The organism is Pannonibacter sp. XCT-53 (genome assembly GCF_009915765.1).
GTDB lineage: Bacteria > Pseudomonadota > Alphaproteobacteria > Rhizobiales > Stappiaceae > Pannonibacter > Pannonibacter tanglangensis.
In genome coordinates, this window is the sequence record NZ_JAABLQ010000001.1 from 756,610 (window position 1) to 770,824 (window position 14,215).

12 protein-coding genes are annotated in these 14,215 nt (G+C 67.0%); all 12 read left to right on the top strand.

Annotated features, from left to right (window positions below; genetic code table 11):
* Positions 1 to 38 precede the first annotated feature (38 nt).
* The 12 genes from secY to GWI72_RS03640 all read left to right on the top strand — a co-directional run bounded on the left by secY (position 39) and on the right by GWI72_RS03640 (position 14,168).
* Positions 39 to 1,373: a preprotein translocase subunit SecY gene (gene secY, locus GWI72_RS03585; RefSeq protein ID WP_161675672.1), complete on the top strand. Its 1,335-nt coding sequence runs from the start codon at positions 39 to 41 to the stop codon at positions 1,371 to 1,373.
* Positions 1,370 to 1,975, top strand: a complete 606-nt coding sequence (locus GWI72_RS03590) for an adenylate kinase (protein WP_161675673.1) — start codon at positions 1,370 to 1,372, stop codon at positions 1,973 to 1,975. The genes secY and GWI72_RS03590 overlap by 4 nt, the downstream gene beginning before the upstream one ends.
* A 167-nt stretch (positions 1,976 to 2,142) precedes the next feature.
* The gene (rpsM, locus tag GWI72_RS03595; RefSeq protein ID WP_161675674.1) at positions 2,143 to 2,511 is read left to right on the top strand and encodes a 30S ribosomal protein S13; all 369 of its coding nucleotides are present in this window, start codon (positions 2,143 to 2,145) and stop codon (positions 2,509 to 2,511) included.
* 67 nt (positions 2,512 to 2,578) lie between these two features.
* Complete coding sequence (gene rpsK, locus GWI72_RS03600) at positions 2,579 to 2,968, top strand: 30S ribosomal protein S11 (protein ID WP_161675675.1); 390 nt, start codon at positions 2,579 to 2,581, stop codon at positions 2,966 to 2,968.
* Positions 2,969 to 3,053: 85 nt separating this feature from the next.
* Positions 3,054 to 4,076, top strand: a complete 1,023-nt coding sequence (locus tag GWI72_RS03605; RefSeq protein WP_161675676.1) for a DNA-directed RNA polymerase subunit alpha — start codon at positions 3,054 to 3,056, stop codon at positions 4,074 to 4,076.
* A gap of 84 nt (positions 4,077 to 4,160) precedes the next feature.
* Positions 4,161 to 4,586, top strand: coding sequence for a 50S ribosomal protein L17 (gene rplQ, locus GWI72_RS03610; protein WP_161675677.1), 426 nt, complete (start codon positions 4,161 to 4,163; stop codon positions 4,584 to 4,586).
* Between the two features lie 284 nt (positions 4,587 to 4,870).
* The gene (locus GWI72_RS03615; RefSeq protein WP_208995765.1) at positions 4,871 to 6,940 is read left to right on the top strand and encodes a methyl-accepting chemotaxis protein; all 2,070 of its coding nucleotides are present in this window, start codon (positions 4,871 to 4,873) and stop codon (positions 6,938 to 6,940) included.
* Between the two features lie 102 nt (positions 6,941 to 7,042).
* Positions 7,043 to 8,527: a DegQ family serine endoprotease gene (locus GWI72_RS03620; RefSeq protein WP_161707871.1), complete on the top strand. Its 1,485-nt coding sequence runs from the start codon at positions 7,043 to 7,045 to the stop codon at positions 8,525 to 8,527.
* Positions 8,528 to 8,530: 3 nt separating this feature from the next.
* Entirely contained in the window at positions 8,531 to 9,838 is a 1,308-nt protein-coding gene (locus GWI72_RS03625) for a replication-associated recombination protein A (RefSeq protein WP_161707872.1), read from the top strand.
* Between the two features lie 262 nt (positions 9,839 to 10,100).
* Positions 10,101 to 12,512 (top strand): patatin-like protein, encoded by a 2,412-nt coding sequence (locus GWI72_RS03630; protein WP_161707873.1) that lies wholly within the window; start codon positions 10,101 to 10,103, stop codon positions 12,510 to 12,512.
* A gap of 91 nt (positions 12,513 to 12,603) precedes the next feature.
* Positions 12,604 to 12,984 carry a fluoride efflux transporter CrcB gene (gene crcB / locus GWI72_RS03635; protein ID WP_161707874.1) on the top strand — a complete coding sequence of 127 codons (381 nt, stop codon included), beginning with the start codon at positions 12,604 to 12,606 and terminating at the stop codon, positions 12,982 to 12,984.
* A 182-nt stretch (positions 12,985 to 13,166) separates the two neighbouring features.
* Positions 13,167 to 14,168 carry an RluA family pseudouridine synthase gene (locus GWI72_RS03640; RefSeq protein WP_161707875.1) on the top strand — a complete coding sequence of 334 codons (1,002 nt, stop codon included), beginning with the start codon at positions 13,167 to 13,169 and terminating at the stop codon, positions 14,166 to 14,168.
* Positions 14,169 to 14,215: the final 47 nt, after the last annotated feature.

Sequence of the window (14,215 nt, forward strand, 5' to 3'; positions counted from 1 at the left end):
TTCCCCCCGTATTCCGACAGCTAAATCCGGAGCAGGGCATGGCATCGGCTGCCGAACAACTCGCGGCAAATTTAAATTTCTCGGCTTTCGCGAAGGCTGAAGAACTCAAGAAGCGCATCTGGTTCACGCTGGGGGCGCTTTTGGTTTATCGGCTTGGCACTTACATTCCGCTGCCAGGCATCAACCCGGACGCATTTGCCCAGGCCTTCAGTCAGGCCCAGTCCGGCATCATCGGCATGTTCAACATGTTCGCCGGCGGTGCCGTCGAGCGCATGGCGATCTTTGCCCTCGGCATCATGCCGTATATCTCGGCTTCCATCATCATGCAGCTGATGACGACGGTTGTTCCGTCGCTCGAGGCGCTGAAGAAGGAAGGCGAGCAGGGCCGCAAGGTCATCAACCAGTACACCCGCTACGGCACGCTGCTGCTGGCGGTGGTGCAGGCCTATGGCATTGCCGTCGGCCTTGAAGGGGCTGCGAATGTCGTGTCCGATCCGGGCATGTTCTTCCGCATCTCCGCGGTGATCACCCTGACCGGCGGCACCATGTTCCTGATGTGGCTGGGTGAGCAGATCACCTCGCGCGGCATCGGCAACGGCATCTCGCTGATCATCTTTGCCGGCATTGTCGCGGGCCTGCCGACGGCCATCGTCTCCACGCTGGAGCTCGGCCGCCAGGGCGCGCTGGCCACCTGGATCATCCTGATGGTGATCGTGCTCGCCATCGTCGTGATCGCCCTGATCGTCTTCATGGAGCGGGCCCAGCGTCGGCTGCTGATCCAGTATCCGAAGCGCACGGTCGGCAACAAGATGTTCGAGGGCAACACCTCGTTCCTGCCGCTGAAGCTCAACACGGCCGGCGTGATCCCGCCGATCTTCGCGTCGTCGCTGCTGCTCGTGCCGGCCACGATTTCCGGCTTCTCGGCCGGCGGGTCGAGCAACGAATGGCTGACCACGATCACGGCGCTGCTTGGCCACGGCCAGCCGCTCTACATGATCCTTTATGCGGTCATGATCGTGTTCTTCTGCTTCTTCTACACGGCCATCGTGTTCAATCCGACCGAGACGGCCGACAACCTGAAGAAGCACGGCGGGTTCATTCCGGGCATCCGCCCTGGCGAACGGACGGCGCAGTATATCGACTTCGTCCTGACCCGCGTGACCGTCGTCGGTGCGATCTACATCACCGCCGTCTGTCTCTTACCCGAATTCCTAATTTCCGCGACCGGCGTTCCGTTCTATTTCGGAGGGACTTCGCTGCTGATCGTCGTAAGTGTGACGATGGATACCGTTTCCCAGATTCAGGGCCATCTGCTTGCGCACCAGTATGAAGGACTTGTGAAGAAGGCGAAGCTGAGGGGGAAGCGGAGATGAGGCTTATTCTGGTCGGACCACCTGGCGCGGGGAAGGGGACCCAGGCGACCCGTCTGGTTGCAAAGCATGGCATTCCGCAGCTGTCGACCGGGGACATGCTCCGCGCTGCAGTTGCGGCCGGCACGCCGGTCGGGCTCAAGGCCAAGGCCGTGATGGATGCCGGTGGTCTGGTGTCCGACGACATTGTCGTCGGGATCATCCGCGACCGCATCGGCGAGGCGGATGCCCGCAAGGGGTTCATCCTCGACGGGTTTCCGCGGACGATTGCCCAGGCCGAGGCGCTTCGGGACATGCTGTCGGAGAACGGCATCGGTCTTGATGCGGTGATCGAGCTGCGGGTGGACCAGAGCAAGCTGGTGTCGCGCATCATCAACCGCGCCGACGAGGCCCGGGCCGCCGGTCAGCCGGTGCGCAAGGATGACGACCCGGAGGTGTTCAAGCAGCGCCTCGAGGCCTACAACCGCGACACGGCGGTGGTCATTCCCTTCTACGAGAAGAGTGGCCTGCTCACCGTGATCGACGGCATGATGCCGATCGACGATGTCAGCGCGGCCATTGCGGATGTTCTCGCAAAGCTTGACGAAAGCGTTGAGACCCGCTAAACGACGCGCTCTAATCCAAAAGATTATGTGCCGGTCCCGCCAGAATCGGGGTCGGCACATTCTGTGCTGGTAGCAACCAGCCACCTCACTCCCGCAAGGGCCGGGCTCCACCGGACGCGGGGAATTGCAACGGGGCAGCCTTGTGGCTGCCAAACATGGAGACGATCGTGGCACGTATTGCTGGCGTCAACATTCCGACGAACAAGCGCGTGGTCATCGCGCTTCAGTACATTCACGGCATTGGCCCGAAGTTCGCGCAGGAAATCATCGAGAAGGTGAACATCGCTGCGGACCGTCGCGTCAACCAGCTGTCTGACGCCGAAGTCCTCGCCATCCGCGAGACCATCGACCGCGACTACCTCGTGGAAGGTGACCTGCGTCGCGAGACCGCGATGAACATCAAGCGCCTGATGGACCTCGGCTGCTACCGCGGCCTGCGTCATCGCCGTGGCCTGCCGGTCCGCGGTCAGCGCACCCATACGAACGCCCGGACCCGCAAGGGCCCTGCGAAGCCGATCGCCGGCAAGAAGAAGTAATCCGGCGCATCAGCTGGTGGAGCCGCCGGCACTACGGCGGTGCAGATATCGAAAGTAAGGACAGACTATGGCTAAGGACACGACGCGCGTGCGTCGCCGCGAACGCAAGAACATCTCTTCTGGCGTCGCTCACGTGAACTCCACGTTCAACAACACCATGATCACCATCACCGATGCCCAGGGCAACGCGATCTCGTGGTCGTCGGCCGGCGCGCTCGGCTTCAAGGGCTCGCGCAAGTCGACCCCGTATGCCGCGCAGGTTGCCGCCGAGGATGCCGCCCGCAAGGCGGCCGAGCATGGCATGCGCACCCTGGAAGTCGAGGTCCGTGGTCCGGGTTCGGGCCGTGAGTCCGCGCTGCGTGCGCTTCAGGCCGCTGGCTTCCTGATCACGTCGATCCGTGACGTCACGCCGATCCCGCACAACGGCTGCCGTCCGCGCAAGCGTCGTCGCGTCTGAGACCTCACGTCTTGGATATTGGTTTCCTCCAATGGCGAAGAATGGCTGGCACTAGGTCCAGCGGGACAGCCGAAGGGGTAAGAACGTGACCATTCAGAAGAACTGGCAAGAGCTGATCAAGCCGAACAAGCTGGAGGTGAAGCCGGGTGAGAACCCGCGTTTCGTCGCCACCGTGATCGCCGAGCCGCTGGAGCGGGGCTACGGTCTGACGCTGGGCAACGCCCTGCGCCGGATCCTTCTGTCCTCGCTGCAGGGCGCTGCCGTCACCGCGGTGCAGATCGACGGCGTGCTGCATGAGTTCTCCTCGATCCCGGGCGTGCGCGAGGACGTGACGGACATCATCCTGAACGTCAAGGAAATCGCCATCCGCATGGAAGGCGAGGGTCCGAAGCGCATGGTCGTGCGCAAGGCGGGTCCGGGCGTCGTCACTGCCGGCGACATCCAGACCGTCGGCGACGTGGAGGTGCTGAACCCGGATCTCGTGCTCTGCACGCTGGACGAGGGCGCTGAAATCCGCATGGAGTTCACGGTCAACACGGGCAAGGGCTATGTCCCGGCCGACCGGAACCGTCCGGAAGATGCGCCGATCGGCCTGATCCCGGTGGACAGCCTGTACTCGCCGGTCAAGAAGGTGTCCTACAAGGTGGAAAACACCCGTGAAGGACAGGTTCTCGACTACGACAAGCTCACGCTGACCGTGGAAACCGATGGATCGGTGAAGCCGGATGACGCCGTGGCCTATGCCGCCCGCATCCTGCAGGACCAGCTGTCGATTTTCGTCAACTTCGAGGAGCCCAAGCGCGAAGTGGCCGAGGACACCGTCCCGGAACTCGCGTTCAACCCGGCGCTGCTCAAGAAGGTGGACGAGCTCGAGCTGTCCGTTCGTTCGGCAAACTGCCTCAAGAACGACAACATCGTCTACATCGGCGACCTCATCCAGAAGACCGAAGCAGAGATGCTGCGCACTCCGAACTTTGGTCGCAAGTCGCTCAACGAGATCAAGGAAGTTCTCGCCCAGATGGGTCTCCACCTGGGGATGGACGTGCCGAACTGGCCGCCGGAGAACATCGAGGATCTCGCCAAGCGTTACGAAGATCATCAGTACTGAGGGCGCAAGCGCCCCGGTCAAGGTTCAACCAGGCGCGACGCGTCGCACGCGCCGCCTGAAGTCTAAAGTCAAAAGGAGAGGGCCATGCGCCACGGGAAATCCGGCCGCAAGCTCGGCCGCACATCGAGCCACCGCAACGCGATGTTCGCCAACATGGCAGCGTCGCTGATCGAACACGAGGCAATCATCACCACCCTGCCGAAGGCAAAGGAGATGAAGCCGATCATGGACAAGCTGGTCACGCTCGGCAAGCGCGGCGACCTGCATGCCCGCCGTCAGGCGATCTCGCAGATCCGCGACGTCGAGATGGTCCGCAAGCTGTTCGACACGCTGGCTCCGCGTTACAAGGAGCGCAACGGCGGCTACACCCGCGTCGTCAAGGCGGGCTTCCGCTACGGCGACAGCGCGCCGATGGCCGTGATCGAGCTGGTCGATCGCGACCAGAGCGCCCGCGGTGCCGCCGACCGCGCCCGCGTCGCTGCCGAGCAGGCTGCTGAGAACGCTGCGTAAGTTTCACCGGCTTCGGTGAGTGTCAAAGGCGGGCTTCGGCCCGCCTTTTTCTTTTCCGCGTCCAGTCTTGTGCGAAGATGTTTTGGCACTTCCGCACGAGGAACGCGTTATCGCGTTGTTAAGGTTGCAGGGCACATTCTCGCCCCACTTCTTGTCAGTGGGGTTGGGACTACATGTCTGCATCTAGCAATGTGCCGCAGCGATCGAGCCGTCTGCGTCGACTGTCCGTAATCATTCCCGGTCTCACGCTAGGGTTGGTCTTTGCTGCCTGTACGGCGGTTGGCGTGATCGGCTATCACACCGGCCGCGACGGGCTCGAGGCGGCCGCGAAATCCGAGCTGGAGCTCATCGCCAAGTCCCGGCAGGACCTCCTGGATGCCCGGTTTGCCGGTGTCGAGGCCGATCTGACCAACGTGGCCACCAGCGCCGGTGCGGCGCTGCTGATGAAGGATCTCGCCGGGACGCGGGTCAACATCGAGGCCGACCTGCCGGCGATCCGCGAGTATTACCAGCCCCAGGGGGCGGACGCTGCCACCCGGGCGTCCCGCACCGGCTCCGACAACAAGACCATGTATTCCTGGCGGCACAGCGAGCTGCATCCCGCCTTCATGAACACCTGGAAGCTCGGGGGCTACGGCGACATCTACGGCGTGTTGCCGGATGGCTATGTGCTCTATTCGGTGACCAAGGGCAGCGATTTCCTTGTGAGCGTGCAGGATCCGGCGCTGGCCGGGTCGGGTCTGGCCAAGGCGGTTGCGGCGGCGGCGGCCCAGTCGGCCGGCGGGCAGGTGATGACCGAGGTCGCGCCCTATGCGGCGGCCGGCAATGCGCCCTCGTTCTTCGTCGCCGAGCCGGTGTTCGTCGAGGCCTTCGGCGAGAGCAAGTTCATGGGTGTCATGGCCATGCGCATCGGCACCGAGCTGATTGACCGCATCCTGTCCGACCGGGAGGGCATGGGCGAGACCGGGCAGAGCTATCTGGTCGGCGAGGGCGGTGTCGTCCTGTCGAACATGCCGCTGTCCGCCCAGCCGACCGCCCTCGTTGCCCGCAACAGCTCGGCGCCGGTGATGGCGGCGCTGTCGGGGGGCGACGGCTTCGGCGAGGTGACCGGCGATGACGGCGTCACCCGGATCGTCGTGGCCCGTCCGGTCTCCTTCATGGGCAAGACCTTTGCCGTGGTTGCCGAGAAGTCGCAGGCCGAGGCGATGGCTGGCGTGACCGCGATGCGCGACCGGATGATGATGTGGACGCTGATCACCCTGGCCGTGGCCGGTGTCATCGCGCTGGTCTTTGCGCTGAGCATCACCCGGCCGCTGTCGCTGCTGGTCAAGGCGCTGGAGTCCATCGCTGCCGGAAACCTCAACGCCGACATCTCCGCGGCGCGCCGGCGGGACGAGATCGGGGAGATCGGCCGTGCCGTCGTGGCGATCCGCGAGAATGCGGCTGCCGAGCAGGAGCGCCGCACGCAGGAAGAGGCCGCCCGTGGTCGCAGCATCGGTCAGCAGCGCAAGGCCCTGCTTGCCAATCTGGCCAGCGAGTTCGAGGCGACGGTGGGCAAGGTGGTCGATGCCGTGTCCCACTCGGCCCAGTCGCTGCAGGGGGCGGCGCGCGACGTGCAGCAGCTCACCGCCGTCGCTGGCGACAGTGCCGCCCGCGCGGCCGACATGTCCAACCAGGCCATGGAAGAGGTGCAGTCGATTGCCTCCGCATCCGACCAGCTCTCCGGCTCTATCCGTCAGATCAGCGAGCTGATCCACCGCTCGTCCTCCGTGGCCCAGACGGCCACCGTGCGGGCCCAGGCGACCAACCAGACCGTCCTGTCGCTTGCGGAGGCCGCCAACCGCATCGGCGAGGTGGTGACGCTCATCTCCGACATTGCCGACCAGACCAACCTGCTGGCGCTGAATGCCACCATCGAGGCAGCCCGGGCCGGGGAGGCGGGGCGCGGATTTGCGGTCGTGGCCTCCGAGGTGAAGGAGCTTGCCTCCCAGACGGGTCGCGCCACCGGCGAGATCCAGCAGCAGATCGACGCCATCCGCGCCGCCACCGACGATGCGGTGACAGCCATCGGCGAGATCCAGGAGACGATCCGCGACATCACCATGTCGGTGACCGAGGTCTCCTCCGCCGTCGAGGAGCAGAGTGCGGCGACCCAGGGCATCGCCAACAACACCCAGCGCGCCGCGCGCGGCACGGCGGAAGTCACCAGCAACATCCGGCGCGTCAACGAGGTCACCGACCGCACGGGCAGCGCGGCGACGGGCTTCGTGGCCTCGGCCGAGGACTTGTCGAAGCAGGCGAGCCATCTGGACCAGGAGGTTCGCGCCTTTCTCGCCCAGGTGCGCTCCGCCTGATCGGCCCGGCCGGCGCTTGGCATTGCGCCGCCCGCTTCCTATCTGGCATGTATCGGATCCGGCCCTCGCGGCCGGATTCGTCGTTCTGGATGGAGGAATGCCATGGGGCTGCCCGAACCGCTTGCGACCGGTCTGAACCGTCTGGCCCGTGCGGCCGGCCTTGTTGCCGGTGCGACCGTGCTGACGCTTGCCGCCGCGCTGCAGCCCCCCGGCCACGGGGCAGCTTTCGCCCAGGCCCTGACCCAGGAACGCGTCGTTCCGGCGACCCAGGCTCAGATCACCCTGTCCTTCGCCCCGATCGTCAAGACCGTGGCGCCGGCCGTGGTCAACGTCTATGCCAGCCGCATGGTGCAGCAGCCGGTCTCGCCCTTCTTCGACGATCCGTTCTTCCGCCGGTTCTTCGGCGACCAGATCCCGGGGGCGAACCGGCCGCGCCAGCGCATGGAATCCTCCCTCGGCTCCGGCGTGATCATCTCGGCCGATGGTGTCATCATCACCAACCACCATGTCATCAAGGATGCGGACGAGGTGCGGGTGGCCCTGTCCGACCGGCGCGAGTTCGATGCCGACATCATCCTCAAGGATGAGCGGACCGATCTCGCGGTGCTGCGCATCCGCGAGGGCGATGGCGACTTTCCGAATGTGGAGTTCGCCGATTCGGATTCGCTGGCGGTCGGCGACATCGTGCTTGCCATTGGCAATCCCTTCGGTGTCGGCCAGACGGTGACCCAGGGCATCGTGTCCGCCCTTGCGCGCACGCGCGTCGGCATCACGGACTACCAGTTCTTCATCCAGACCGATGCGGCCATCAACCCGGGCAACTCGGGCGGTGCGCTGGTCGACATGCAGGGCCGGCTCGTCGGCATCAACACCGCCATCTTCTCGCGCGGCGGCGGGTCCAACGGCATCGGTTTTGCCATTCCGGCGAACATGGTCCGTTTCGTGGCCAATTCCGCCATCACGGCCGGCAAGATCCAGCGGCCCTGGCTCGGGGCCACAGTCCAGGTCGTCTCCGCCGAGATCGCCGAAAGCCTCGGACTTGACCGGCCGCGCGGCGTGCTGGTCACCCGCGTCTTTGCCGGCTCGCCGGCGGCGCGCGCCGGTCTCAAGGTCGGTGACCTGATCACCGCCGTTGACGGCGCCGAGGTGCTCGACCCGGATTCCTTCGGCTATCGCTTCGCCACCAAGACGCTCGGCGGCACCTCGACCTTCACGCTCCAGCGCGGGGGACGGGACACCACTGCCGATGTGGCGCTCGTGGCCGCGCCGGAGACGACGCCGCGCGACGCCCGTGTCATCCGCACCTATTCGCCCTTCGAGGGCGCGACCGTCATGAACCTGTCGCCGGCCGTGGCCGAGGAGATCGGTCTGGAGGTGCTGGAGGAGGGCGTCGTCATCACCGAGGTGGCGGAAGGGTCTCCGGCCGCCCAAGTGGGGCTGCAGATCGGCGACATCGTCGTCTCGGTCAATGAGGAGCGCGTCGAGACCACGGCGGGCCTCGAGCGCGCCGCGCGGCGTCAGCCGCGGCTGTGGCGGCTCGAGATCAAGCGTGGCGGCGAGATCTCGCGCATCGTGCTGCGCGGCTGAGCCATGACCGACCTCTTTGCCTCCGCTGCCCCGCCTGCCGGACCGCGGCCGCTGGCGGACCGTCTGAGGCCCCGGCGGCTGGAGGATGTGGTCGGCCAGGATCACCTGCTCGGGCCGGACGGAACGCTGTCGCGCATGCTGCGGACGCGGACCCTCGGGTCGCTGATCTTCTGGGGGCCGCCGGGCACCGGCAAGACCACGATCGCGCGCCTGCTGGCCGATGCGACCGATCTCGGCTTCGAGCAGATCTCGGCGATCTTCTCCGGCGTTGCCGATCTCAAGAAGGTCTTCGAGGCGGCGCGGGCCCGCCGCATGGGCGGGCGCGGCACGCTGCTCTTCGTCGACGAGATCCACCGCTTCAACCGCGCCCAGCAGGACAGCTTCCTGCCGGTGATGGAGGACGGCACCATCACGCTCGTCGGGGCGACGACGGAAAACCCCTCCTTCGAGCTGAATGCCGCGCTCCTGTCGCGCTCGCATGTCATGACCTTCCGGTCCCTTGATGCGGAGGCCATCGGCCGGCTGCTGGCGCGGGCGGAAGCGGAGGAGGGCCGCCCCTTGCCCCTCGACGCGGACGCGCGCGCCGTGCTCGTCCGCATGGCTGACGGGGACGGGCGGGCGTCGCTGACGCTGGCCGAAGACGTCTGGCGGGCGGCCGAACCGGGCGAGGTCTTCGATGCGGCCCGGCTGCAGGACATCGTCCAGCGGCGCGCGCCGATCTACGACAAGAGCCAGGACGGCCATTACAACCTGATTTCCGCCCTGCACAAGTCGGTGCGCGGCTCCGATCCCGACGCCGCACTCTACTGGTTCTGCCGAATGCTGGACGGGGGCGAGGATCCGCTCTACCTGGCCCGCCGGCTGGTGCGCATGGCGGTCGAGGACATCGGTCTGGCCGATCCCCAGGCGCTGGTGCAGGCCAATGCCGCACGCGATGCCTACCAGATGCTGGGCTCGCCGGAGGGGGAGCTGGCGCTCGCCCAGTGCGTCGTCTATCTCGCCACCGCGCCGAAATCCAACGGCGTCTATGTCGCCTATAAGGCGGCTGTCCGCGCGGCCAAGGCCAATGGCTCGCTGCTGCCGCCCAAGCATATCCTCAACGCGCCGACCAAGCTCATGAAGACCGAAGGCTACGGCGAAGGCTATGCCTACGACCACGACGCCCCGGATGCCTTCTCGGGGCAGAACTACTTCCCCGAGAGCATGGGGCGGCAGACCTTCTACGATCCGCCGGAACGCGGCTTCGAGCGGGAGATCCGCAAGCGTCTGGACTACTGGGCGCGCCTGCGCCGCGAGCGCGGCCACACCTGACGCGCCCGGCGGGCCCGCACCCGGGCCCGTCTCCCGTCCCGGGTCCGATCGCAGCCTGGGGCCCGGCCCCGACCTGTCGACCCCGTCCCGGCAAGCCGGCATCTTAGCAAAGCCGAAAGGGCCGTCATGAAACCATGATGGAGGAGGAGGAGGGTCATTCGCGCGGGCGCTGCCCTGGCGGCGCGGCGCGGGAGACCGGACGGGGCGGAGGCCGGTGTGGCGCCACCCTGACGGCGACCCTGCGTGGGATCGGGGGGACAGGATGAAGCAGATCGAGATCCGCCTGGCGCTGGTCTTCTACGGCGGCGTGTCGCTGGCGATCTACATGCACGGCGTCAGCCGCGAAATCCTCAATCTCGTCAAGGCATCGAGCTGCCGGGGCTTGCGCGATCCGCTGGCGGCGGAGACCGACGCGGCCGGCACGCGGCTGTCGCCCTCGACCCGGGCCTACATTGCCCTGCTCCAGGCCTATGACCCGGACATCAACGTGCGGGTCGTGGTCGATGCCATCGCCGGGGCCTCGGCCGGCGGCGTCAACGGCGTCATGCTGGCCCGCGCCATCGCGCATGACCTGCCGCTTGATGCGCACCGCGGCCTGTGGCTGGAGAATGCCGACGTCACCCGGCTGGCCCAGCCGCAGGACGGGCTCACCCGCATCCTGAAGAGCGGCATGTCGCCCGTGCTCGACCGGATGATCACCTCCGGCCTCAAGGCGCAGATCGACAGTCCCGAGACGCGGGAGAAGCTGCGCCTGCTCACCCAGTCGCGCTGGTTCACGCCCCCGTTCTCCGGCGAGCGCTACATCGGCTGGATGCTGGATGCCTGCCGCGAGATGGACCGGGAGTTTCGCCCCGGCGCGACGCTGGTCCCCAACGGCCAGACGCTCGAGCTGTTCGTGACGCTCACCGACTATTTCGGCCGCAGCCAGCGCATCCGCATCGACGAGCCGGCCTATATCGAGGAACGCGAGCACCGCCGCATCCTGAAGTTCGCCTGCCATCACCGCACGCCCGGTGTGCTCGACAGCCAGCTTTCGCCGGCCCACGCGCCGGGCAATGTCTTTGCCGCACGGGCAACGTCGAGCTTTCCCGGAGCCTTCCCGCCGGCCACCATCGGCGAGATGGACCGGGTGCTGGCGGCGCGCGGCGAGGGCTGGGACACGCGCATGGCCTTCCTTGGCGGCATCCTCGGCGGCACCGAGGAGGATCTGCTGCGCCGCAGTTTCGTGGACGGCAGCGTCGTCATGAACAAGCCCTTCGGGCCGGTGATCACGGCCATCGGCGAGCGCCCGGCCACCCGCGAGGTGGCGCGCCGGCTGGTCTATGTCGACCCGGTGCCCAATGGCGGTGACCGCAACCGCCTGCCGGACGGGGACAGTGTGCCCGGGTTCTTTCGCGTCATCCTGTCATCGCTGGCCCATATTCCCCGCAACGAGCCGATCGGCGACGACCTGCGCTCCATCGAGGCGCGCAACCGCCGGGCGCGGCGGCTGGCCGAGGTCATCGCCGACACGGATCCGATGGTGGAGCGCGAGGTCGGGCGCATCCTGCCGGACGGGCGCGATGCACCGCTGACCATCGAGGAGCTGACCCAGTGCCGCACGGCGGCGAACGAGGCGGCGCACCGGCAGGCCGGCTATGCCTATCTGGGCTACCAGACCCTGAAGCTGCAGGCACTGGCCGAGCGCATTGCCGGCCTCCTGGTGGCGCTGGCGGCCCGGGGCGGCGTGCTCCTGCGCGAGGATGACGTGCTGGAGGCCCTGCGCCTTCACCTGCGCGAGGCTGCCCGCACCGATGGTACCCCGTCGGGGGCAGGTGGGCAGGGGCGCGGCAGCGCCGGCCCGAGGCCGGAGCGCATCATCGCCTTCCTGAAGCAGCTGGATGTCGATTACCGCGTCCGGCGCCTGCGGTTCGTCGTGCGCAAGCTCAACAGCTTCTACCAGTCGCGCACCCACGAGATCGCCATCCAGAAGCCCGATGATCTCGACGCCCTGAAGCGGGAGCTGTACGAGCAGATCGACCGGCTGCAGAGCTGCTGGTCGGCGGACACCTATCCGGCCCCGGTGGCCGAGGCGGCGGCAGGGCTCGCCGTCCACGGCGATCACATCGACGCCGAGCTGCTCGCCGGCCTCCTCGACCAGGTGTCCCGTCACATGGGCCTTCTGGCGCAGGACCGGCTGCAGGACGACGTCTTCGCCGTCATGACCTACACCTATCTCGTGCCGGCGCTGCGCCAGGAGCTGACGCGGGCCTATGTCGGCTTTGCCTTCTACGACCTTGTCACGCTGCCCGTGTTCCAGCGCAGCGACTTTTCCGAGGTCAACGAGACGCTGGTCGACCGCATCAGCCCGCGCGATGCCAGTTCCCTGCTGGAAGACGGGTTCGTGCTCAAGGGCTCCGCGCTCAACACCTTCGGTGCCTTCTTCAACCGCAGCTGGCGCGAGCATGACTATCTCTGGGGCCGGCTGACGGCGGCTGACCGGCTGGTGGCCATCGTGCGTTCGTCCATCCAGGCGCGCCGCCTTGGGGACGCGGAGATCCGCAGCCTGCGCCGTCGCCTGTTCCTTGCGATCCTCGAGGAGGAGCGGCCGTTCCTGACGGCGGATCCGCAGCTCATCCCGGCCGTCGAGGCGCTGATCGAAGCCCGTCTCGGGGGCGAGGCCGGGGCGGCGTGAGGTCTTGCGGGATCTGCCCGGTTTGCCCGGTGCGAAATCTGTGGCAAAGCTCGCAGGCGGGCGCGTCGCGGGTCCTCAGGGGCAGGGCAGGGTGATGGACTATCTTCTCGTGATGATTGGCGGGGGCATCGGTGCCGGGCTCAGGCATGCGGCCAATGTCCACCTGCCGCGGCTGCTCGGCAGCGGCTTTCCCTTCGCGACCCTGGCCGTCAACGTGATCGGCTCGCTGCTCATGGGGCTGTTCGTCGGCTGGCTGGCGCGGCAGGCGGGCGGGGCGGGGGCCGGCCTGCGGCTGTTCTTGGCAACCGGCATCCTCGGCGGCTTCACCACCTTTTCCGCCTTCTCGCTCGACACGGTGCTCCTGTGGGAGCGGGGCGACACCGCGCTGGCGCTGCTGTATGCGCTTGCCTCCGTGCTGGTCTCGGTGCTGGCGCTGGCCGCCGGCCTTGCGCTCGTGCGGGCGGCCGGCTGATCCGGGTTTTCGCGGATTTCCTTTGCCAATTCGCCCCGGCGCGCTTATGAGGGGCGCAACGACAGAAGATTGTGACTGTCTGCGGCCGGGGATCGCTTTTTCCGCGTCCGGCTGCGACACTCGGCACAATCCCGACGGACGGCCTGCGCCTGGCGCACCGGCCACGTCATGATGAGATCCATATGTCTGGCATCGAACAGAAAACCGTCTCCTCCGACGAGGCCGGCATGCGCCTCGACCGTTGGTTCAAGGTGCATTTTCCGGGCCTTGGCTTCGGGCATCTGCAGAAGCTGCTGCGCACCGGCCAGGTGCGTGTCGACGGCAAGCGTGCGGACAGCTCGACCCGGCTTCTGGCCGGCCAGGTGCTGCGCATCCCGCCGCTGGGCATCGAGCTCAAGGCCGATGACCGCATGAATGCCCGGCCGAAGTCGACCAAGCTCACCAACGATGACCGCAAGGCCGTCGAGGACATGATGCTGTTCGAGGACAGCATGGTCATTGTGCTGAACAAGCCGGCCGGCCTTGCCGTGCAGGGGGGCTCGGGCCTCAAGCGGCATCTCGACGGCATGCTCGACGCCTTCACCGACAGCAAGGGCAACAAGCCGCGTCTGGTCCACCGTCTCGACCGCGAGACCTCCGGCATCATCCTCGTGGCCAAGACCCGCCAGGCGGCGCAGGAGCTGACCAAGGCCTTCCGCCACCGCAACACCCGCAAGATCTACTGGGCGATGCTCGCCGGCGTGCCGAAGCCCCGGCAGGGCCGCATCTCCACCTTCCTCGCCCGCGACGAGAGCGAGGAGCGGATGCGCATCGCCCGCCACGGCGAGGACGAGGCGCAGCATGCCGTCTCGCTCTACAACGTGGTCGAGCAGTCGGCGCAGAAGCTCAGCTGGGTGACGATGAAGCCCGTCACCGGCCGCACGCACCAGCTGCGCGCCCACGCCGCCCACATCCACCATCCGATCATCGGTGACGACAAGTATTTCAACGTCGAGAACTGGGAGCTGCCCGGCGGCATCCAGAACCGGCTGCATCTGCTGGCGCGCCGCATCATCATCCCCCATCCCTCGGGACACGGGACGATCGACGTCTCCGCGCCGCTGCCGCCGCACATGCAGCAGACCTGGAACCTGCTCGGCTTCGATGTGGCCGATTATGTCGAGGAGCAGGACGAGATCGACTGACGCCGGCGGCGGACAGGGACCGCACGCGGCACGGCAGCGGGGCTGCC

Coding starts and splice junctions, on each gene's coding strand:
- GWI72_RS03640 (WP_161707875.1), top strand. CDS start 13,167: ATGTCTGGCATCGAACAGAAAACCGTCTCCTCCGACGAGGCCGGCATG.
- GWI72_RS03630 (WP_161707873.1), top strand. CDS start 10,101: ATGAAGCAGATCGAGATCCGCCTGGCGCTGGTCTTCTACGGCGGCGTG.
- secY (WP_161675672.1), top strand. CDS start 39: ATGGCATCGGCTGCCGAACAACTCGCGGCAAATTTAAATTTCTCGGCT.
- rplQ (WP_161675677.1), top strand. CDS start 4,161: ATGCGCCACGGGAAATCCGGCCGCAAGCTCGGCCGCACATCGAGCCAC.
- rpsK (WP_161675675.1), top strand. CDS start 2,579: ATGGCTAAGGACACGACGCGCGTGCGTCGCCGCGAACGCAAGAACATC.
- GWI72_RS03590 (WP_161675673.1), top strand. CDS start 1,370: ATGAGGCTTATTCTGGTCGGACCACCTGGCGCGGGGAAGGGGACCCAG.
- GWI72_RS03620 (WP_161707871.1), top strand. CDS start 7,043: ATGGGGCTGCCCGAACCGCTTGCGACCGGTCTGAACCGTCTGGCCCGT.
- GWI72_RS03625 (WP_161707872.1), top strand. CDS start 8,531: ATGACCGACCTCTTTGCCTCCGCTGCCCCGCCTGCCGGACCGCGGCCG.